Source organism: Micromonospora sp. NPDC048887 (assembly GCF_040649715.1).
GTDB lineage: Bacteria > Actinomycetota > Actinomycetes > Mycobacteriales > Micromonosporaceae > Micromonospora.
In genome coordinates, this window is sequence record NZ_JBEZGA010000010.1 from 37,598 (window position 1) to 57,714 (window position 20,117).

At 71.7% G+C, this 20,117-nt stretch carries 18 protein-coding genes; 12 read left to right on the top strand and 6 right to left on the bottom strand.

Annotated features, from left to right (window positions below):
* Nucleotides 1–105: 105 nt before the first annotated feature.
* From AB0C17_RS17040 to AB0C17_RS17070, 7 genes are all read left to right on the top strand, one after another.
* Nucleotides 106–414 carry a YbaB/EbfC family nucleoid-associated protein gene (locus tag AB0C17_RS17040; protein WP_357389583.1) on the top strand — a complete coding sequence of 103 codons (309 nt, stop codon included), beginning with the start codon at nt 106–108 and terminating at the stop codon, nt 412–414.
* 8 nt (nt 415–422) lie between these two features.
* Nucleotides 423–1,016, top strand: a complete 594-nt coding sequence (gene recR, locus AB0C17_RS17045) for a recombination mediator RecR (protein WP_357389521.1) — start codon at nt 423–425, stop codon at nt 1,014–1,016.
* A 231-nt stretch (nt 1,017–1,247) separates the two neighbouring features.
* Nucleotides 1,248–2,918 carry an ABC transporter substrate-binding protein gene (locus AB0C17_RS17050; protein WP_357389519.1) on the top strand — a complete coding sequence of 557 codons (1,671 nt, stop codon included), beginning with the start codon at nt 1,248–1,250 and terminating at the stop codon, nt 2,916–2,918.
* 104 nt (nt 2,919–3,022) lie between these two features.
* On the top strand, nt 3,023–4,030 hold the full coding sequence (locus tag AB0C17_RS17055) for an ABC transporter permease (RefSeq protein WP_357389517.1): 1,008 nt from the start codon (nt 3,023–3,025) through the stop codon (nt 4,028–4,030).
* Nucleotides 4,031–4,125: 95 nt separating this feature from the next.
* Nucleotides 4,126–5,067 carry an ABC transporter permease gene (locus tag AB0C17_RS17060; RefSeq protein ID WP_357389581.1) on the top strand — a complete coding sequence of 314 codons (942 nt, stop codon included), beginning with the start codon at nt 4,126–4,128 and terminating at the stop codon, nt 5,065–5,067.
* 43 nt (nt 5,068–5,110) lie between these two features.
* Nucleotides 5,111–6,097 carry an ABC transporter ATP-binding protein gene (locus tag AB0C17_RS17065; RefSeq protein WP_357389515.1) on the top strand — a complete coding sequence of 329 codons (987 nt, stop codon included), beginning with the start codon at nt 5,111–5,113 and terminating at the stop codon, nt 6,095–6,097.
* A complete protein-coding gene (locus tag AB0C17_RS17070) occupies nt 6,094–7,200 on the top strand; it encodes an oligopeptide/dipeptide ABC transporter ATP-binding protein (protein ID WP_357389513.1) in 1,107 nt (368 codons plus the stop codon). Before AB0C17_RS17065 ends, AB0C17_RS17070 begins: the two co-directional genes overlap by 4 nt.
* A gap of 51 nt (nt 7,201–7,251) precedes the next feature.
* Here AB0C17_RS17070 and AB0C17_RS17075 read toward each other — a convergent pair whose 3' ends face one another.
* Complete coding sequence (locus AB0C17_RS17075) at nt 7,252–7,686, bottom strand: hypothetical protein (RefSeq protein ID WP_357479307.1); 435 nt, start codon at nt 7,684–7,686, stop codon at nt 7,252–7,254.
* Complete coding sequence (locus AB0C17_RS17080; protein WP_357389509.1) at nt 7,668–8,327, bottom strand: HNH endonuclease family protein; 660 nt, start codon at nt 8,325–8,327, stop codon at nt 7,668–7,670. Before AB0C17_RS17080 ends, AB0C17_RS17075 begins: the two co-directional genes overlap by 19 nt.
* A 108-nt stretch (nt 8,328–8,435) precedes the next feature.
* On the opposite strand from AB0C17_RS17080, the gene AB0C17_RS17085 reads away from it, so the two are divergent.
* Nucleotides 8,436–9,878: an MFS transporter gene (locus AB0C17_RS17085; RefSeq protein WP_357474429.1), complete on the top strand. Its 1,443-nt coding sequence runs from the start codon at nt 8,436–8,438 to the stop codon at nt 9,876–9,878.
* Nucleotides 9,879–9,999: 121 nt separating this feature from the next.
* Here AB0C17_RS17085 and leuA read toward each other — a convergent pair whose 3' ends face one another.
* Nucleotides 10,000–11,745 carry a 2-isopropylmalate synthase gene (leuA, locus tag AB0C17_RS17090; RefSeq protein ID WP_357385337.1) on the bottom strand — a complete coding sequence of 582 codons (1,746 nt, stop codon included), beginning with the start codon at nt 11,743–11,745 and terminating at the stop codon, nt 10,000–10,002.
* Between the two features lie 238 nt (nt 11,746–11,983).
* Nucleotides 11,984–13,258 (bottom strand): MFS transporter, encoded by a 1,275-nt coding sequence (locus tag AB0C17_RS17095; RefSeq protein ID WP_357385339.1) that lies wholly within the window; start codon nt 13,256–13,258, stop codon nt 11,984–11,986.
* 71 nt (nt 13,259–13,329) lie between these two features.
* Here AB0C17_RS17095 and AB0C17_RS17100 point away from each other — a divergent pair, with 71 nt between their 5' ends.
* The gene (locus tag AB0C17_RS17100) at nt 13,330–14,316 is read left to right on the top strand and encodes a DUF5937 family protein (protein ID WP_357468702.1); all 987 of its coding nucleotides are present in this window, start codon (nt 13,330–13,332) and stop codon (nt 14,314–14,316) included.
* Nucleotides 14,317–14,326: 10 nt separating this feature from the next.
* Here AB0C17_RS17100 and AB0C17_RS17105 read toward each other — a convergent pair whose 3' ends face one another.
* Nucleotides 14,327–15,091: a hypothetical protein gene (locus AB0C17_RS17105; RefSeq protein WP_357468705.1), complete on the bottom strand. Its 765-nt coding sequence runs from the start codon at nt 15,089–15,091 to the stop codon at nt 14,327–14,329.
* 237 nt (nt 15,092–15,328) lie between these two features.
* On the opposite strand from AB0C17_RS17105, the gene AB0C17_RS17110 reads away from it, so the two are divergent.
* Nucleotides 15,329–16,594, top strand: coding sequence for an aspartate kinase (locus AB0C17_RS17110; RefSeq protein WP_357385345.1), 1,266 nt, complete (start codon nt 15,329–15,331; stop codon nt 16,592–16,594).
* Between the two features lie 6 nt (nt 16,595–16,600).
* On the top strand, nt 16,601–17,662 hold the full coding sequence (locus AB0C17_RS17115; protein ID WP_357385347.1) for an aspartate-semialdehyde dehydrogenase: 1,062 nt from the start codon (nt 16,601–16,603) through the stop codon (nt 17,660–17,662).
* Nucleotides 17,663–17,699: 37 nt separating this feature from the next.
* On the opposite strand, the gene AB0C17_RS17120 is transcribed toward AB0C17_RS17115, so the two are convergent.
* Entirely contained in the window at nt 17,700–19,157 is a 1,458-nt protein-coding gene (locus tag AB0C17_RS17120; RefSeq protein WP_357385349.1) for a diguanylate cyclase, read from the bottom strand.
* A gap of 179 nt (nt 19,158–19,336) precedes the next feature.
* Here AB0C17_RS17120 and AB0C17_RS17125 point away from each other — a divergent pair, with 179 nt between their 5' ends.
* On the top strand, nt 19,337–20,116 hold the full coding sequence (locus tag AB0C17_RS17125) for a phosphodiesterase (RefSeq protein ID WP_357468714.1): 780 nt from the start codon (nt 19,337–19,339) through the stop codon (nt 20,114–20,116).
* Nucleotide 20,117: the final 1 nt, after the last annotated feature.

The window sequence follows — 20,117 nt, forward strand, 5'->3', positions numbered from 1 at the left end:
CGCGTCGACCGCGATTCAGCGGTGCCGTGGCCCGACTAGGCTGGGCGCGGCCGAGCAGACGAGTGGAAGAAGGAGCGGTCCGTGCGCCCAGGTGGACAGCCGAACATGCAGCAGATGCTGAAGCAGGCGCAGAAGATGCAGCAGCAGATCGCCAAGGCCCAGGCCGAGCTGGCCGAGGCGGAGCTGACCGGCACCGCCGGCGGCGGCCTGGTCACCGCGACGGTCGCCGGCACCGGTGAGCTGAAGGCGATCAGGATCGACCCGAAGGCGGTCGACCCGGAGGACGTCGAGACGCTGGAGGACCTGGTGGTCGCCGCGGTGCACAACGCCGCCGAGGCGGCCCGCGAGCTGACCGAGAAGAAGATGGGCCCGGTCGCGGGCGGCATGGGCGGCCTCGGCCTGTCCGGGTTCTGAGCCGGCAGATGTACGAGGGTGCCATCCAGGATCTGATCGACGAGCTGGGCCGGCTTCCGGGCGTGGGCCCGAAGAGTGCCCAGCGGATCGCGTTCCACGTGCTGTCGGCGGATCCGGCCGACGTCAACCGTCTGGCCGGCGCGCTGCGCAAGGTCAAGGACCTGGTCCGGTTCTGCACGACCTGCTACAACGTGGCGGAGTCGGAGCAGTGCCGGATCTGCCGCGACCCACGGCGCTCCGACGAGGTGCTCTGCGTGGTCGAGGAACCGAAGGACGTGGTGGCGATCGAGCGGACCGGCGAGTTCCGCGGGCGCTACCACGTGCTCGGCGGCGCGATCAATCCGCTGGAGGGCATCGGGCCGGACAACCTGCGGATCCGTGAGCTGATGACCCGCCTCGGCAGCGGGACGGTCCGCGAGCTGATCCTCGCCACCGACCCGAACACCGAGGGCGAGGCGACCGCCACCTACCTGGCGCTGATGGTCAAGCCGATGGGGATTGCGGTGACCCGGCTCGCGAGTGGACTGCCGGTCGGCGGCGATCTGGAGTACGCCGACGAGATCACGTTGGGCCGGGCCTTCGAGGGGCGCCGCGCGGTCTGATGCCGTGGCCTGGTGGTGGGCGGCGTCTCCTCCCACCACCGGGCTACCGCTCCCGTGCCGATGAGCGCCGGTCGATACCCCGCACCGTCCGGTGAGGAAACCATGCGAAGGTGTCGGCTTGATAGCGATTGCCCCTCGCCCGTTCCTCTTCTCTGTGACATGCCATAACCTCCCGCACACGGACTGAGTCACAGCTCGGCGTGTACACATGCGCATACACAGAGGTGAGAGATGCAGGCGAGCAGGCTGAAAACGGCCGTGGCCCTCGCGGCCGCGGCCGCCCTGGCGGTCGGTGCGTCCGGCTGCGCCAAGAGCGACCGGGAAGAAGGCGGTGGGGAGGCCAAGAGCGGCGGCACCTTCGTCTTCGCCGGTGCCGGGGACCCGAAGAACTTCGACCCGATCTTCAACGACGACGGCGAGACCTTCCGGCCGATCCGCCAGATGTACGACACCCTCGTGCAGAACAAGCCCGGCACCGCCGATCTGCAGGGTGCCCTGGCGGAGAGCTGGGAACACGACCCGGAGGGCAAGGTCTGGACCTTCAAGCTCCGCAAGGGAGTGAAGTTCCACGACGGCACCGACTTCAACGCCGCGGCGGTCTGCTTCAACTTCGACCGCTGGTTCAACATGAAGGGCGCTGCCGCCCAGTCGCAGATGATCTACTACTCGGACGTCTTCGGCGGCTTCGCCAAGAACGAGGCCGAGGGTACCGGCGACCCGATCTACAACAAGTGCGAGGCGAAGGACGAGGGCACCGCCGTCGTCACGATGAACAAGTACAAGGGTGCCTTCCCGGGCGCCTTCGCGCTCACCGCGCTCTCGATCGCCAGCCCTGACGCGCTGAAGAAGTACGACGCCGACACGGTCAAGCAGAACGGCGACTCCTTCGAGTACAGCGCGTTCGCCAGCGAGCACCCGGTCGGTACCGGCCCGTTCAAGTTCGTGGGCTGGGACAAGAGCAAGGGTGAGATCACCCTGGAGCGCAACGCCGACTACTGGGGCGAGAAGGCCAAGGTCGACAAGCTGATCATCAAGGTCATCAAGGACGAGAACACCCGCAAGCAGGAACTGCGGGCGGGCACCGTCCAGGGCATCGACTTCCCGGCCCCGGCCGACCGCAAGGCGCTGGCCGGCGAGGGCTTCCAGGTCCTCGACCGCCCGGCGTTCAACATCCTCTACCTCGGCTTCAACCAGAAGAACCCGAAGCTGAAGGACCTGCGGGTGCGGCAGGCGATCGCCCACGCCCTCAACCGTCAGCAGCTCGTCCAGACCAAGGGCCCGGGTGGCACCAAGGTCGCCGACGAGTTCATGCCGGAGAGCGTGCTCGGCTACGCGCCGGACGTGCAGAAGTACGACTACAACCCGGAGAAGGCCAAGCAGCTGCTCAAGGAGGCCGGCGCGGAGAAGTTGACGCTCAACTTCTACTACCCGACCGACGTGTCCCGGCCGTACATGCCGAACCCGCAGGAGATCTTCACCGTGCTCGCCAACGACCTGAAGGCCGTCGGCATCACGGTCAACGGTGTGGCCCGCCCGTGGAACGGTGGCTACAAGGACGACGTGCAGCAGTTCGGCAAGCACGACCTGCACCTGCTCGGCTGGACCGGTGACTACAACGACCCGGGCAACTTCGTCGGCACGTTCTTCGGCCGCGCGAAGGTCGAGTTCGGCGCCGCGGGCATGACCGACATGTTCGAGGCCATCGCCAAGGCCGACGGCACGGTCGACGAGACCGCCAAGAAGGCGGCCTGGGAGCAGGTCAACCGCGACATCGCCGCCAAGTGGCTGCCGGCCGTGCCGGTCTGGCACGCCCCGCCGGCCATCGTGGTCACCAAGGACGTCAAGGGTCTCGTCGCCAGCCCGCTGACCGACGAGCGGTTCAACACCGTCAGCGTCGGCTGACGCGACATCCACCGCTGACGTTCCACGCGGAATCGGCCCGGGCCGGGCGCTCGCTCCCGGCCCGGGCCGACCCGCTGTTCAACCGAGAATCTGGTGTGTGAGAGATGTTGCGAGTCATAGTTCGCCGCCTGCTCCAGCTGGTGGTGACCCTGATAGGGCTGTCCGCTCTGGTCTTCGTCTGGCTGCGGAATCTGCCCGGTGGCCCGGTCGAGGCGCTGCTCGGTGAGCGGGCCACGCCGGAGCGCCGCGCGCTGCTGATCAAGGCGCTGGGCTACGACCAGCCGGTCCTGGTGCAGTACGCGAAGTTCATGCAGCGGTTGATCACCGGCGACTTCGGCAACTCGATCCGGAGCGGTGACCCGGTCACCGAGGTGATCGGCCGTGCCTTCCCGGCGACCGTCGAGCTGGCCGCCGCCGCCATGATCATCGCGATCGGGCTCGGTGTGCCGCTCGGCTACCTCGCCGCCCGCCACCGCGGCCGGCTGCTCGACAACCTGAGCATCGGCGGCACCCTGCTCGGCATCTCGATCCCGATCTTCTTCCTGGGCTATCTGCTCAAGGACGTGTTCACCCAGAACATGCACATGTTCCCGCCGTCGGGCCGGATCAGCACCGGGTTGGACAACACCGACGTGACCGGCTTCTTCGTGCTGGACGGCCTGCTCACCCGGGAGTTCGACGCCGCCGGCGACGCGCTGTGGCACCTGATCCTGCCGGCGATCACGCTGGCCACCATCCCGCTCGCGGTCGTCGTCCGGATCACCCGGGCCAGCGTGCTCGACGTGCTCAACGAGGACTTCGTCCGCACCGCCGAGGCGAAGGGTCTGCGGCACCGTACGATCCGGGGCCGGCACATCCTGCGCAACGCGCTGCTGCCGGTGGTCACCACCATCGGCCTGCAGACCGGTGCGCTGCTCTCCGGCGCGGTGCTCACCGAGCGGGTCTACAACTGGGGCGGGCTCGGCACGCTGATCTACGACTCGATCAGCGGCGGCCGCGACTACCCGGTGCTGCAGGCGCTGATCCTGCTGGCCGCGCTGGTATTCGTGCTGGTCAACCTCCTGGTCGACCTCTCCTACGCCTTCATCGACCCCAGGGTGCGTGTGCGATGAGCGATCCGATCACCCGGCCCGTCGTGGGCACCCCGCGCGAGAGCGTGGACCCGTCGGCCGTCACCGAGAAGCCCGAGGGCAGCCTGCCCCGCGGCTTGGACCGGCTCGGCGAGCGCAAGCGCGCCCGGCTGGAGCAGCTGGCTCAGGCCACCGCCGAGAAGGGCGGGGTGAGCCTGGTCCGGGACGCGCTCCGCCGGCTGCGCCGCAACCCGACCGCGATGGTCGGCGCGGCGATCGTGGCGCTCTTCGTGCTCGTCGCGATCTTCGCGCCGCTGCTCGCACCACACGACCCGGCGCAGCGCTTCGACGAGCTGACCAAGAACCTGACCGTCGACAACATCCCCGGGGCCAGCAGCGATTTCCCGCTCGGCTCCGACCCGCTCGGCCGGGACTTCCTGTCCCGGATGATCCACGGCAGCCGGCAGACACTGTTCGTCGGCGTGCTCGCCACGCTGATCGGGCTGATCCTGGGTGTGCTGGTGGGTGCGATCGCCGGCGCGTTCGGCGGCTGGGTCGACAACATCCTCATGCGCTTCACCGACGTGATGCTGGCCCTGCCCGCCCTGCTGCTGGCGATCAGCCTGGTGGCCCTGGCCAGCCGGTCCAGCCAATGGACTGTCATCCTCGCGGTGGCCATCGTCAACGTGCCGATCTTCGCCCGGCTGCTACGCGGCTCGATGCTCGCCCAGCGGGAGAGCGACCACGTGCTGGCTGCCCGGGCACTGGGCGTCAAGCGTGGGGCGATCGTGCTGCGGCACATGCTGCCGAACGCGATGACGGCGGTGATCGTGCAGGCGACGCTGACGCTCTCCACCGCGATCCTGGAAGCCGCGTCGCTGTCCTTCCTCGGCCTCGGTGACCCCGACATCAACCGCGCGGAGTGGGGCCTGATGCTCGGTGTGGACGGTCAGCGCTACTTCGAGGTCCGGCCCGAGCTGGCCTACTTCCCGGCCGCCGCGATCATCGTGGTGGCGCTCGGCTTCACCCTGTTGGGCGAGGGCATGCGCGAGGCGATCGACCCGAAGAGCCGGCGGTGACGGCGATGTGGACATATGTGCGGCACGGTGAGGAAGTGACCCGATGAGCCTGCTCGACGTACGCGACCTGAGCGTCGTGTTCCAGCGCAAGGGTGAGCGGCCGTTCACCGCCGTCGACGAGGTCAGCTTCAGCGTGGAGCCGGGGCAGACGGTCGGCCTGGTGGGCGAGTCCGGCTGCGGCAAGAGCGTCACCAGCCTGGCGATCATGGGCCTGCTGCCGAAGCGCGGCAACAAGGTCACCGGCGAGGTCAACTTCGACGGCGCCGACCTGCTGAAGCTGCGGCCGGAGGACCTGCGGGACCGGCGTGGCCGGGACATCGGCATGATCTTCCAGGATCCGCTCTCCTCACTGAACCCGGTGATCCCGATCGGCATCCAGGTGGCCGAGGTGCTCGAACGGCACCGTGGCATGGACCACAAGGTGGCGCTCAAGGAGGCCCGGGAACTGCTCGACGCGGTCGGCATCCCGGACCCGATGCGGCGACTGAAGGAATACCCGCACCAGATCTCCGGCGGCATGCGCCAGCGCGCGCTGATCGCCATCGCGCTGGCCTGCAAGCCACGGCTGCTGATCGCGGACGAGCCGACCACCGCGCTGGACGTGACGATCCAGGCGCAGATCCTCACGTTGCTCAAGCAGCTGGTCGACGAGACCGGCACCGCGCTGATCATGATCACGCACGACCTGGGCGTGGTGGCCGGCCTCTGCGACACGGTGAACGTCCTCTACGGCGGCAAGATCGTCGAGCGGGCGGAGCGGCACGAGTTGTTCGCCCGGCCGCGGCACCCGTACACCCACGGGCTGCTCAACTCCGTGCCGAGGCTCGACTCGCCCCGCGGCGAGCGGCTGCACGCCATCCGTGGTTCGGTGGCCGACAACATTCCGTGGGTCGAGGGCTGCGCGTTCGCTCCCCGGTGCGACAACGTGGTGGACGCCTGCCTGGACGGGACCCCGCCGCTGGAGCCCACCGCGAACGGCGGCGACCTGCGCTGCAACAACCCCGTTTCCGAGGAGGTGGCGGTTCCGTGACCGAGCCGACCGAGTCGACCGGACCTCTGGTCGAACTGCGCGACGTCAAGGTCCACTTCCCGATCAAGAGCGGTGTCCTGTTCGACCGCACGATCGGGCAGGTCTACGCCGTCGACGGAGTCTCGCTCACCATCAACCGGGGCGAGACCTACGGGCTGGTGGGCGAGTCGGGTTGCGGCAAGTCCACGCTCGGCCGGGGCCTGCTGCGGCTGGTCGAGCCGACCGACGGCGAGATCGTCTTCGACGGTACGGACCTCCGCTCACTCAAGGACGAGCCGATGCGCCGGATCCGCCGCCGGATCCAGATGATCTTCCAGGATCCGCTGTCCAGCCTCGATCCCCGACAGTCGGTGGAGTCGCTGCTGGTCGAAGGGCTCAAGGCGCACGGCCTGGCGAAGGACAAGGCGGCCGTCGGCAAGCGGCTCCGCGAGGCGCTCTCCGCTGTCGGTCTGCCGGCGTCGGCGCTGAGCAAGTATCCGCACGAGTTCTCCGGCGGCCAGCGCCAGCGCATCGGTATCGCCCGCGCGCTCGTGCTCGAACCGGACCTGATCGTCGCCGACGAGCCGGTCTCCGCGCTGGACGTGTCGATTCAGGCCCAGGTGCTCAACCTGCTCGACGAGTTGCAGGAGGAGCGCGGTCTCACGTACCTGATCATCGCGCACGACCTGGCGGTGGTCCGGCACATCGCGGACACGGTCGGGGTGATGTACCTCGGCGGCCTGGTCGAGGAGGCGTCCAGCGACGACCTCTACCGGGCGCCGATGCACCCGTACACCCGGGCGCTCATGTCGGCGGTGCCGGTGCCCGACCCGCAGGTGGAGGACCGCCGGGAACGGATCCTGCTCGCCGGCGACCTCCCGTCACCGGCGAACCCGCCGGCCGGCTGCCGGTTCCACACCCGCTGCCCGTGGGCCCAGCCCACCCGCTGCGCCGAGGAGCGGCCCGCGCTGCGCGAGGTGCTCGACGGGCACCGGGTCGCCTGCCACTACGCGGAGGACATCGCCGACGGCCGGATCCGGCCGCACGAGGTCGAGCCGGAACTGGTCCGGCCGGACGACGGGGCGGCACCGGGCGAGACCGGCGAACTCATCCCCACCCCGTGACGCGTGGACGCGTCGGCCCATTCGATCGGAGGGCCGACGCGTCCGCCGGACTCAGCCCTCGGGGCGGTCGAGCAGACCCACCGCGATCGTGTGCACCGCGTCCAGCGCGGCCGGGTCGGCCAGCGGCGCTGACCCGCCGGTGACCGCGTACCACTCGTCGGCGTCCTTGTACTGCACCCGCAGCGTCACCCGGCCGTCGGCGTGCTCGGTGCGCAGCGTCAACTCGCCGGTCACCACGCCGACCTCGTCGGTCATCACCCCGCCCGGACCGGGGGTGATGTCAGTGGTGCGTTCCGCCGGTCCGCCCGGCGCGCCGCCGGCCGGCGCACCAGGCACCGCGTCGGCGGCCATGCCCGCCCCGGAGACGTCGGCGGGTTCGGGCTGCCTGCCGTCCGCCGTCATCCCGGCCGAGGCCGGGCCGGCGGGTTCCGTACCCGTCTGCGGGGTCGGTGTGGCGTCCGGCCCCGTCACGGCTTGCTCGCCCATGTGCAGCCCTCCAGCATGTCGGTGAGAGCGGCCTTCTCGGCGCTTGTCACAGTCAGCTTCCAGTAGTGCTTGACCGTCACCCAGTCCGCCGCGTACTGACACCAGGACGACCTGTTCGGCGGCTTCCACTGGGACGGATCCTGGTCACCCTTTGCCCGGTTGGACCGCGCCGAAACCGCGATGAGCTGTGGCCGGGTCAGGTCGTTCGCGAAGTCGCCGCGCTTCGAGTCGTCCCACTCGTCCGCGCCGGAGCGCCACGCGGCGGCCAGCGGCACGGTGTGGTCGATGTCCACGCCCGACGGATCGTTCAGGACCACACCGTCGTAGACGCTCTCCCACCGGCCACCCACCACGTTGCAGCCGGACAGCTTGATGCCCTCGCCGTCGCGTTGCAGCACGCTGTCGCGTACGTCGCAGTTCTTGCCGGTGTTCCGCCAGTGCGGGAAGCGGGAGCGACTGTAGCCCTTCATCGACCCGGCGGTGGCCACTGTCAGCTCACCGAGCTGCTTGTTCACGTTCCCGGAGGCGCTCGGCGGCGCCTCCGGCTCGCTGACCGACACGTCGCAGCCGGCCACGCCGAGGGCGAGCACCGCGCTCAGCGCGGCGGCCAGTCCGGCTCGGGCTCCTGATCTCGTACGCACAGACGACACCTCTCCAGCTTGCGTGCTCCGGGCGAGTCCGCACAGTACCCGGCGGCGGTTTCCGCGATTCGTGGCGTCGACGGTGGGCGGCGGGCAGAGTGGTGAGACGTGACAGCACCCGCTCCCGCGTTGCGTACCGGCACCACCGCCGGACGCGGCACGCTGCTCGCCGCGATCCTCGCCTCCGGCATGGTGTTCCTGGACAGCACTGTCGTCAACGTCGCGCTGCCGCGCCTCGGCGCCGAGCTGGACGCCACGGTCGCCGGTCTGCAGTGGACCGTGAACGGCTATCTGCTCATGCTCGCCGCGTTCGTGCTGCTCGGCGGCGCGCTCGGGGACCGGTTCGGGCGGCGGCGGGTCTTCCTGCTCGGCGTGGTCTGGTTCGCGGCGGCGTCGGTGCTCTGCGGGCTGGCGCAGGACACCGGCTGGCTCGTCGCCGCCCGGTTCCTCCAGGGCGCCAGCGGGGCGCTGCTCACCCCCGGGTCGCTGTCGGTGCTCCAGGCCAGCTTCCACCCGGACGACAGGGGCCGGGCCATCGGCACCTGGTCCGGTCTGTCCGGAGTGTCCACCGCGCTCGGTCCGCTGCTCGGCGGCTGGCTCATCGACACCCTCTCCTGGCGATGGATCTTCTTCGTCAACCTGCCGCTGGCCGTCGGCGTGGTGCTCGCCGCGCTGCGCTGGGTGCCGGAGAGCCGCGACGAGCAGGTGTCGCGTACCGGAGGCGGGCGACGGTTCGACGTGGCGGGCGCGCTGCTCGGCGCGCTGGCGCTCGGCGGTGTCACGTACGCGCTGATCGACGCCCCGGCGCGCGGCCTGGACTCCCCGGCGGTGCTGGTCTCGGCGGTGCTCGGAGTGGTCGCCGTGGTGGTCTTCGTGCTGGTCGAGCGGCGGCGCGGGGACACCGCGATGCTGCCCACCGGGCTGTTCTCCAGCCGGCTGTTCTCCGTACTGAACGTCTTCACGGTGGTGGTGTACGCCGCGCTCGGCGGGTTCACCTTCTTCCTCGCCGTCTACCTGCAGAACGTGGTCGGCTGGTCGGCGCTTCTCACCGGCCTGGCCACAGTGCCGATGACGGTGCTGCTGCTCGTCGGCTCGCCACGCGCGGGCGCGCTGTCGGCCCGCATCGGCCCCCGGCTGCCGCTCACCGTCGGCCCGGTGATCGCCGCTGTGGGCCTGCTGCTGCTGCGCCGGGTCGGGCCGGGTGCGTCGTACTGGGTGGACGTGCTGCCGGGCGTGGCGCTGTTCGGCGCCGGGCTCACGCTCGTGGTGGCGCCGCTGACCACGTCGGTGCTGGGCGCGGTCTCGGACCGGTTCGCCGGGGTGGCGAGCGGCTTCAACAACGCCGCCTCCCGGGCCGGTGGGCTGCTCGCGGTGGCCGCGCTGCCGCTGCTGGTCGGGCTCTCGGGCACCGGGTACGAGCAGAAGGGGGCGCTCGCTGGCGCGTACCGGGGGGCGTTGGCGTGGTGCGCGGGGCTGCTGCTCGCCGGCGCGGTGCTCGCCGCCGTGCTGATCCACCGCCCCCGGCGGGGGGAAGGAAGGGCCCCTTCTTAACGCCTCAGGCAGAGGAAGGGCCCCTTGTTAACACTCGGGCCATTCGGGCGCGGGCGTTAAGAAGGGCCCCCTCCTATGCAGAATGCGTTAAGAAGGGGCCCTTCCTTACACCTCAAGCACCTCAGGCGCGGGTGCGGTTCACCGCGCTCGTGACCGCCTTGATCGAGGCGGTGACGATGTTGGCGTCCACTCCGACGCCCCACACCGTGCGGCCGTCCACCTCGCACTCCACGTACGCGGCGGCCTGCGCGTCCCCACCGGAGGACAGCGCGTGCTCGTGGTAGTCGAGCACCCGTACCGCCACGCCCAGGGACTGCAACGCGTTGACGTACGCGTCGATCGGGCCGTTGCCGACGGCGGTGAGCGCGCGGGTCTCGCCGCCGAAGCCGACGCGGGCGTCGATCTCGACCTTGCCGTCGACGGTGCCGATCGTGTAGTCGGCCAGCTTCACGGCCGGGTCGACCTGGTGGTCGACCAGGTAGTTGCGGGCGAAGATGTCCCACATCGCGCCCGGCTCGACCTCGCCGCCGTCGTGGTCGGTGACGTGCTGCACCACGCCGGAGAACTCGATCTGGAGGCGGCGCGGCAGGTCGAGCTGGTGCTCGGTCTTCATGATGTACGCGACGCCGCCCTTGCCGGACTGCGAGTTGACCCGGATGACCGCCTCGTACGTGCGGCCCAGGTCCTTCGGGTCGATCGGCAGGTAGGGCACGGCCCAGGTGAAGTCGTCCACCGGCACCCCGGCCGCCGCCGCGTCGGCGTTCAGCGCGGCGAAGCCCTTGTTGATCGCGTCCTGGTGGGAGCCGGAGAACGCGGTGTAGACCAGGTCGCCCGCGTACGGGTGGCGCTCGTGCACCGGCAGCTGGTTGCAGTACTCGACGGCGCGCTTGATCTCGTCGATGTTCGAGAAGTCGATCATCGGGTCGATGCCCTGGGAGAACAGGTTCAGGCCCAGCGTCACCAGGTCGACGTTGCCGGTGCGCTCACCGTTGCCGAACAGGCAGCCCTCGATCCGGTCGGCGCCGGCCAGCAGGCCCAGCTCGGCGGCGGCCACGCCGGTGCCCCGGTCGTTGTGCGGGTGCAGGCTCAGCACCAGGCTGTCCCGCCGGGGCAGGCGCCGGTGCATCCACTCGATCGAGTCGGCGTAGACGTTCGGCATCGCCATCTCGACGGTGGCCGGCAGGTTGATGATCAGCTTGCGGTCCGGGGTCGGGTCGATCACGTCGATGACCGCCGAGCAGACCTCCAGCGCGTACTCCAGCTCGGTGCCCGTGTACGACTCCGGCGAGTACTCGTAGTGGATGTCGGTGTCCGGGGTGTGGATCTCCGCGTACTTCTGGCACAGCCGCGCGCCCTGGGTGGCGATGTCGGTGATGCCGTCGCGGTCCAGCCCGAAGACCACCCGGCGCTGCAGCGTCGAGGTGGAGTTGTAGAAGTGCACGATGGCCCGGCGGGCGCCGCGCAGGGACTCGAAGGTGCGCTCGATCAGGTGCTCCCGGCACTGCGTCAGCACCTGGATGGTGACGTCCTCGGGGATCAGATCCTGCTCGATCAGCTGCCGTACGAAGTCGTAGTCGGTCTGGCTCGCCGACGGGAAGCCGACCTCGATCTCCTTGTAGCCCATCTGCACCAGGAGCTGGAACATCCGCCGCTTACGCTCGGGCGACATCGGGTCGATCAGGGCCTGGTTGCCGTCGCGGAGGTCGACCGCGCACCAGCGGGGCGCGGCCTCGACGCGGCGGGTGGGCCAGGAGCGGTCCGGCAGGTCGACGCCGAACTCCCTGTCGTACGGGACGTAGCGGTGGACCGGCATCCGGCTGGGGCGCTGGCGGGCGAACGGATCGGTGGCGGTGACAGGTTGAGCCATCTCGGAGTGCTCCCTGGAACATGTGGCGTCAGCAGATCGGAAAGGTGTCGGCGGGATGCCGGGCGACGGTGCGCGGCGGTGCCGAGGAGAAGATCGGATGTGCTGGACGGCGCGTAGCGACTCCGCGACGAGGTGCCGGCCGGTCAGGCCTCGTCGCGGCAGCCAAGGAGAAGGTACGCGCGCCACATGACAAGGTCACCCTACGTGGTGGGACGGGTCGTGGGAAGGCTGGTCCGGACTATGGGATCAGAGTCACGGAGCCGGTGGACCTCGGCACGCCCGGTAGCCGGGGGGTCCGCTCCGCCCGGGTCACCGCCGGCACGATCACCAGCCCGACCAGGACGAACAGCGTCGCCGCCGGATACCAGCCCCAGCCGCCGGTGCTCACGCCGAGCGCGGTCAGCCCGGCCGGAGCGACCAGGAACTGCACCTGCGAGCCGAGCCCGAAAGCGCCGACGTACGCGCCGCGCCGGTCGGCGGGCGGCAGCGTGGCGGTGAGTCCCCAGGCGCCCGCCGCCTCGGTCAGCTCCGCCAGGATGAGCAGCATCGCGGCGGCCACCAGCGCCGCCACGGTGAGCCAGCCCCGGGTGACGCCGGAGACCGGCAGGACCACGCAGAACAGGGCGATCAGCAGCGCGCCCCGGCGGGACGCCCGGGCCGCGCCCGGCGCGGTGTCCGCGCCCCGGCTGGCCCGCACCTGGAGCAGCACGATCAGCACGGTGTTGAGCAGGACCAGCGCCGCGATGATCGTCTTCGGCGCATCGGTACGGGTGAGGATCCACAGCGGCAGCACCGTCAGGTAGAGCGTCTGGTGCGCGGTGAGCAGCCCGGACAGCAGCGCGACGGTCATGAACGGCCGGTCCCGCAGCACCGCGAGCCGGCTCGTCGGCTCCGCCGGGCGGGTCACCTCCGGCAGTCGCGGCAGCCGGTGCACGAAGACGGCTGTCACCAGGAAGACCACGGCGATGAACCAGACCATCCCGCGGTACGCCCAGATCGTGTCGACGGCCAGCACCAGGCCGCTGATCAGCGCGCCGAGGCCGAAGCCGACGTTCATCGAGGAGCGCTGGTAGGCCAGCGCGGTGACCCGTTCCTCCGGCCGCAGCACATTGATCGAGTAGACCTGGCGGGCGCTGCCGAGAGCGGTGCCGGCCACGCCCAGCGCGATCACCACGGCGAGGAACCCGGCGAAGCCGCCGACGAGCGGGTACGCCGCGAAGAGAGCCGCGTCGAGCAGCAGGCAGACGATCCACACCCGCTGCGGGCCGTACCGGTCGGTGAGCCCGCCGAGCGGGACGCTGCCGAGCAGGGACACCCCGGCGGCGAGCGACAGGCCGAGTCCCACCTGGGCCGGGCCGAGTCCCAGCGCCCGGGTGAAGAACACCGCGCTGCCGGCCTTGAACAGGCCGTTGCCGACGGCGTAGACCATGGCCTGTACGGCCAGGGCGCGGGTCAGCCCGGCCGGCGGTACGACGTCGCGGACGGCGGTGCGGATGCTCTCTCGTGCCCCCATGGCCGGTGAGCAGATCGCGCCCCCCACGCATCGGTCGAGCCTTTTAGGCTGGACCGAATCCGGGGGTGCGCATGTCCGAGTTGCGGTTCACTCCGGCCGATGTAGCCGGCGTGCGGTTCGGCGTGTCGCCGGCCAACGAGACGGTCATGAGCATGTGGGCGCTCGCCGACCCGGCCCGCTACCCGGTGCACCTGCGGTGGATCGACAGCGCCCGGACGACGTTGCGCCGCCCGGAGGTGGCCGAGCGGGTCCGTCCGCTCGTCGAGTTGACCCGGCCGCGGCGCTGGCTGCCCGACTTCCTCACCCCGGCGGCCCGGCCCGGGGCGGAGATGGACGGCCAGCTCGACCAGATCGCGTCGACGCCGCCCGACGTGGTGGTCCGGGACCTGCTGGCCACCACCCCGAGGCGGCCGCTGAACCCGTTCGGGCGGGCGTTGCTCGCCGATCCGGCGGGGCTGCTGCCGCAGCTCGTCGAGGCGGTACGGGTCTGGCACGAGGAGGCGATCGCCGCCGACTGGCCGCGGATGCGGGCACTGCTCGACGCCGACGTCGCGTACCGGGCGGCCCAGCTCGCCGAGGGCGGCGCCGGGCAGCTGTTCGAGCGGATCCATCCCAGCCTGCGGTGGCTCGGTGACCGCGTGGTCAGCGACGACCCGTTCGAGCGGGACTTCGACCTGCGCGGGCGGGGCCTGGCGCTGAACCCGAGCGTGTTCACCGACCGGCGGGTGCTGTGGAACCTGCTGGAGGATTCGCTCCCCGCCGGGGCGTACCCGGTGCGGGCGGTCGGGACGCTGTGGGAACGCGGACCCGAACCGGCCGGCGACGCGCTGGCCCGGGTGGTCGGCGGCGGCCGGGCCGCGTTGCTGCGCCTGCTCGACGCGGCGACGACCACCACGGACCTCGCCCGGCTCACCGGGCTGTCCGCCGGGAACGTCTCCCAGCACCTCTCCGCGCTGCACGCCGCCGGTCTCGTCACCCGGCACCGGGCCGGGCGGCACGTGCTCTACCGCAACACCGAGGTCGGTGCCGCGTTGCTCCGCGCGGCCCGGGGCGGCTGAGCGGGACGGGTCACGGCGTGCCCGGGCTCGGGGCGTCCCGGCCCACCGGCTCGCCCTCGGTCACCGCGCCGGCCAGCTCGACGGTGCCCGGCGCGGCGCCCGGCTCGCCGGTCAGCGTCAGGGTGCCGAACCCGGCCCGTACCGCCGCCGGGGTGCCGTCCGCCCGGAAGCAGTAGATGCCCACGTCCAGCGGCGCGTTCAGCGACGCCGAGGTGCTGTCGACCGTGTAGCACGGGCCGTCGGTGCCGGGCAGCGACTCGGCGGGGGAGACCGCGAGCGGCGCACGCCTGTCGGTGAGCACCTCCAGCCAGTCGGTGAACGGGTGCTGCACGCGGGGGTCGAGCCGGCGCGGCACCGCGTCGTCGGCGTCGCCGAGGCGGACGCAGGTCGCCGCCCGGGCCCAGCCGGCCGAGGGCAGCGCGCACTGGAACAGCCCGTCGGAGGTGGCGGCCAGCGAGACGTCCACGGTGCCGGCGTGCCCCCAGCCGGGCACGTCGACCCGCCAGCTCCCGTCGTTCGCGCTGGTGACCGATACCGTGCGGGGCGTGCCCTCGGCGGGCGTGAAGGCGTACGTGGCGGTGAGGTGCCGGTCCTGCGCGGCGGCGGCCAGCCCGGCCAGTTCCTCGCGGGCGGCGTCGACCTGCACCGGGACCGGGTCGGCGGTGCCGGTGGGCGCCGCCTCGGGGTGGGCGCCGCCGCAGGCGGCCAGCAATGCCGGCAGGGTGAGCGCGAGCACGCCGGTCAGCCGGCGGGCCGCACGTCGATGAGCGTGCACCGGGTCATTCTGCGTCGTGAGGGCGGTCGCGGTCAGCCCACCGTACGGCTGTACCGCTTGGCGTGTCGCGTAGTCCCCGGCTCGTGAGCCGCCCCACGCCCGGGCCGGATGGTGGGATCACCCGGCCCGGCGTCGCGGCCCGCCCGATAGGCTGAGGCGGTCTGACACGCGCCGCCGGACCGAGAAACCCGGCGGCGTCGGCACGCTCAGGGTCGTCGCTGGGAGGGAGTGCACGTCGTGGCACTCGTGGTGCAGAAGTACGGCGGGTCCTCCGTCGCCAACGCCGAGCGGATCAAGCGGGTGGCCGAGCGCATCGTGGCCGCGCGCAAGGCCGGCGACGACGTGGTGGTGGTGGTGTCCGCCATGGGCGACACCACCGACGAGCTGCTCGACCTGGCCAACCAGGTCAGCCCGCTGCCGCCGGGCCGCGAGCTGGACATGCTGCTCACCGCCGGGGAGCGGATCTCCATGGCGCTGCTCGCCATGGCCATCCACAACCTGGGGTACGAGGCCCGTTCGTTCACCGGTTCGCAGGCGGGCGTGATCACGACCTCGGTGCACGGCCGGGCCCGGATCATCGACGTGACCCCGGGGCGCCTCAAGGGCGCGCTGGACGAGGGCGCGGTGGTCATCGTGGCCGGCTTCCAGGGCGTCTCGCAGGACACCAAGGACGTGACCACGCTCGGCCGGGGCGGCTCGGACACCACAGCCGTCGCGCTCGCCGCCGCGCTGGAGGCGGACGTCTGCGAGATCTACACCGACGTGGACGGCATCTTCTCGGCCGACCCGCGGATCGTGCCGAACGCCCGGCACATCAAGCAGATCACCTACGAGGAGATGCTGGAACTGGCGGCCTGCGGCGCGAAGGTGCTGCATCTGCGCAGCGTCGAGTACGCGCGGCGCGCGGGCTTGCCGATCCACGTCCGTTCGTCATACTCGACAAACACCGGCACGATGGTCACCGGATCGATGGAGGACCTTCCCGTGGAACAGGCACTGATCACCGGGGTCGCCCACGACCGCAGCGAGGCGAAGATCACGATCGTCGGCGTGCCCGACGAGCCGGGCGCCGCGGCGTCGATCTTCGACACCGTGGCTGGCGCGGAGATCAACATCGACATGATCGTGCAGAACGTGTCCACCGAGGGCACCGGCCGCACGGACATCTCGTTCACGCTGCCCAAGGCCGACGGCCCGACCGCGATGACCGCGCTCAGCAAGATCCAGGAGACGGTCAAGTTCAAGGGCCTGCTCTACGACGACCACGTCGGCAAGGTCTCGCTGATCGGCGCGGGCATGCGCTCGCACCCGGGTGTGGCGGCCGGCTTCTTCGCCGCCCTCGGCGCGGCCGGCGTGAACATCGAGATGATCTCCACCTCGGAGATCCGGGTCTCCGTGGTCTGCCGGGACACCGACCTGGACAAGGCGGTCCGCGCCATCCACGACGCCTTCGAGCTGGGTGGTGACACCGAAGCCGTCGTCTACGCCGGCACCGGGCGGTAACGCGCCGTGGCGTCGCTGCCCACCCTCGCCGTGGTCGGGGCGACAGGTGCCGTCGGTACGGTGATGTGCCAGATCCTCTCCTCCCGGCGCAACGTGTGGGGCGAGATCCGGCTGCTCGCCTCGGAGCGGTCGGCCGGCCGGCGCGTGCAGTGCCGGGGCGAGGAGCTGACCGTCCAGGCGCTCACCGCCGACGCGCTCGACGGCGTCGACGTGGCGATGTTCGACGTACCGGACGAGGTCTCCGCGCAGTGGGCCCCGGTCGCCGTCGCGCGCGGCGCTGTCGTGGTGGACAACTCCGGCGCGTTCCGGATGGACCGCGACGTGCCGCTCGTGGTGCCCGAGATCAACCCTGAGCAGGTACGCAACCGGCCCAAGGGCATCATCGCCAACGCCAACTGCACCACGCTGGCGATGATCGTGGCGGTCGCGCCACTGCACCGCGAGTACGGCCTGCGCGAGCTGGTGCTCGCGTCGTACCAGGCGGTCTCCGGGGCGGGTCAGGCCGGCGTGGACGCGCTGCACCTCCAGCTCGGCAAGATCGCCGGGGATCGGGTGCTCGGTTCCCGCGCCGGTGACGTGCGCCAGGCGGTGGGCGACGAGCTGGGTCCGTTCCCGGCGCCGCTGGCGCTCAACGTCGTGCCGTGGGCGGGGTCGCTGGCCGACGGCGGCTGGTCCTCCGAGGAGATGAAGCTGCGCAACGAGTCGCGCAAGATCCTCGGACTGCCCGACCTCAAGGTCTCCGCCACCTGCGTACGGGTGCCGGTGGTGACCGGTCACTCGGTCGCCGTGCACGCGGTCTTCGCCACCGAGGTGGCCGCCGAGGGCGCCCGTGAGGTGCTGCGCAACGCGCCCGGCGTGATCCTGGTCGACGACCCGGCGGCCGGGGAGTTCCCGATGCCGATCGACGCGGTCGGCACCGACCCGTCGTGGGTGGGCCGGATCCGCCGCGCGGTCGACGACCCCCGCGCCCTGGACCTCTTCGTCACGGGCGACAACCTCCGCAAGGGCGCCGCCCTCAACACGGCCCAGATAGCCGAACTCCTCGCCAAGGACCTGACCCGCCCCTGAGCGGTGTCCGCTCGCCGCGCCCGGTGTCTATGCGTTGTCAGGCGGCGGAGAGGTGGACGCCGTCTCGGCCGTGGCGCTTGACCGCGTACAGGGCCTGGTCGGCTCGGTGCAGGGTGCGTTCGGGGGACTCGCCGGGTCTGGGCAGGGCCACGCCGACGCTGATCGTCCGGCCGGTACGGCGGGCCGCCTCGGTGAGCCGTTCGGCGATCCGGACGGCCTCCTCCGGGCGGCTCACCTCGATCACCGCCACGAACTCGTCGCCGCCGGTCCGGTACAACTCGTCGCCCTGGCGCAGCGCGCCCTCCAGCGCCCGGGCCAGCCCCACCAGCAGCCGGTCGCCGGCCTGGTGGCCGTACGTGTCGTTGACGTCCTTGAACCCGTCCACGTCGATCGCCAGCAGCGCGGTACGCCCCGGCGTGGCGGTGGCGATCCGCTTCCCGAACGGGCCGGTGTGCCGTAGCCCGGTGAGCGGGTCGGAGCTGGCCTGCTCGCGGAGCCGGGCGAGCGTACGCAACCGGTCCAGGCAGGTCCACGCCTGCCCGGCGAGCAGCTCGATCAGGTTGACAGTGGTCGGGTCGGGACGCAGGCGCTGCTCGTCGGCGACCAGCAGCACGCCACCGGCGGCCGGTGTGCCGACCGGCACCGCCACCAGCGTGCGCGCGCCGGCCCGGGTCAGCGGCAGGTACTCCTCGGTGGGCGGGTGGCCCGCCTCGCCCAGCGTGTACGCCGAGCCGTACCGGTGGGCCCGGTCGATCATGCGATCGAGCGCGGCCGGTCCGGCCTCGTCCAGCTCGGCCCGGATCCTTGCCTCCAACTCGCCGGGTGTGCCGGTGGGCGCACCGAGGCGCGGGCCCTGCCGCCCGGTGAGCACCAGCACCGCGGCGGAGAGCGCCGACACGTCCCGGGCCGCGGCGAGCGCGGCGGTCATCAGGTCCCAGTCGGTCGGCGCTGCGGTGAACGCGGCGGCGTGCCGGAGCAGCTTCTCGCTGCGGCTCTCGGCCGGTGGCCCGCCCAGCGCGGCGATCCGCCCGCCGAGGCGGTCGGCCACCAGCTCGGCGGCCTCCCGCCACGCCGTGAGCACTACCGGCTCGCTCCACTGGAGGTCGAGCACCCCGATCGGACGGCCGTCCGGGTCGCGTACCGGCACGCAGAGTTCGGCGGTGACGTCCGGGCGGACCTCGAGGTAGTCGGGGTCGGCGCCGACGTCGGGCACGGCGGCGGTGAGGCCGGAGGCGTATACCCGCCGCACCACCGACGGTTCGGGCCGGTGGCGACCCGGCGGGGTGCCGTCGGCGGTGGCCGGTACGTGCGAGAAGACCTGCCAGGCGCCGGTGGCGGCGACGCAGCGCAGGCGGTCGTGGACGCGGAGCAGGACGGTGGCGGTCGCCGGCGTGTGCCGGGCGAGCGCGGCGACGGTCCACTGGCACGCCTCCGGGACGGTTGACGCCGTGGGGAGGCGCACCGTGACGTCGCGGAGAACTCGCTCGTGATCCACGTCGTTCCTGCTCGGAGGGGGGTCGGGTCGCGATCAAGGGTACTCAGCGCGACCGCCGCCGGCCTTCGTACACATGTGCTATCCACAGGCTGTGGACGCAGCCTGTGGGCGGAATCGGGCCTGCGCGAGGAGGGCGTACGGCGATAGCGTGAGGGCCCGGGCACCCGAGGAGGCCGCCGATGCTCATCGCCCAGCTCAGCGACCCGCATGTGACCACCGGCCCGCTCGCGGCCGATCCGGCGTCCGGGCTGCACCGGGCGCTCGGCGCGGTGCTCGCCCTGCGCCCGCGGCCCGACTGCGTGGTGATCACCGGTGACCTGACCGCCAACGGGCGCCCCGACGAATACCTCGCGCTGCGCGAGATCGTCGGCGCGTTCCCGCTGCCGGTGCACCTGGCGACGGGCAACCACGACGACCGCGAGTCGCTGCTCGACACGTTCGGCGGCACCCCCTACCTGGCCGGTGGCTTCTCGGCGCACTACCACGTCGACCTGCCGGACGCGACGCTCGTGGTGCTCGACTCGCTCACCCCGGGCGGCACCGGCGGCCGGCTCGGCGACGAGCAGCTCGCCTGGCTGGACGGGGTGCTCGCCGGGCGTACCGACGTGCCCGCCGTCGTGTGCCTGCACCATCCGCCGGTCGCGGTGGGCGTACCCGGCATGGACGCCGTCGGGCTCGCCGACGCCGAAGGGCTCGCCGCCGTGGTCGGCCGGCACCCCCATGTCGTACGCGTCACCGCGGGGCACCTGCACCGCCAGGTGACCAGCGCGTTCGCCGGTACGGTGCTGACCGTCGCGCCGAGCACCTGGATCCAGGTGAGCCTGGCCATGACCGACGAGGAGGTGCTCGGCTTCGTCGCCGAGCCGACCGCCTTCCTGCTCCACCTGATCGCCGACGGCGGCTGCGTGACGCACACCGTCCAGGTCAGCCACGCCGCCGGGCGCACCTGCTGGTTCTGAC

Coding starts and splice junctions, on each gene's coding strand:
- recR (WP_357389521.1), top strand. CDS start 423: ATGTACGAGGGTGCCATCCAGGATCTGATCGACGAGCTGGGCCGGCTT.
- AB0C17_RS17055 (WP_357389517.1), top strand. CDS start 3,023: ATGTTGCGAGTCATAGTTCGCCGCCTGCTCCAGCTGGTGGTGACCCTG.
- AB0C17_RS17125 (WP_357468714.1), top strand. CDS start 19,337: ATGCTCATCGCCCAGCTCAGCGACCCGCATGTGACCACCGGCCCGCTC.
- AB0C17_RS17040 (WP_357389583.1), top strand. CDS start 106: ATGCAGCAGATGCTGAAGCAGGCGCAGAAGATGCAGCAGCAGATCGCC.
- AB0C17_RS17075 (WP_357479307.1), bottom strand. CDS start 7,686: ATGGGCGAGCAAGCCGTGACGGGGCCGGACGCCACACCGACCCCGCAG.
- AB0C17_RS17065 (WP_357389515.1), top strand. CDS start 5,111: ATGAGCCTGCTCGACGTACGCGACCTGAGCGTCGTGTTCCAGCGCAAG.
- leuA (WP_357385337.1), bottom strand. CDS start 11,745: ATGGCTCAACCTGTCACCGCCACCGATCCGTTCGCCCGCCAGCGCCCC.
- AB0C17_RS17095 (WP_357385339.1), bottom strand. CDS start 13,258: ATGGGGGCACGAGAGAGCATCCGCACCGCCGTCCGCGACGTCGTACCG.
- AB0C17_RS17050 (WP_357389519.1), top strand. CDS start 1,248: ATGCAGGCGAGCAGGCTGAAAACGGCCGTGGCCCTCGCGGCCGCGGCC.
- AB0C17_RS17100 (WP_357468702.1), top strand. CDS start 13,330: ATGTCCGAGTTGCGGTTCACTCCGGCCGATGTAGCCGGCGTGCGGTTC.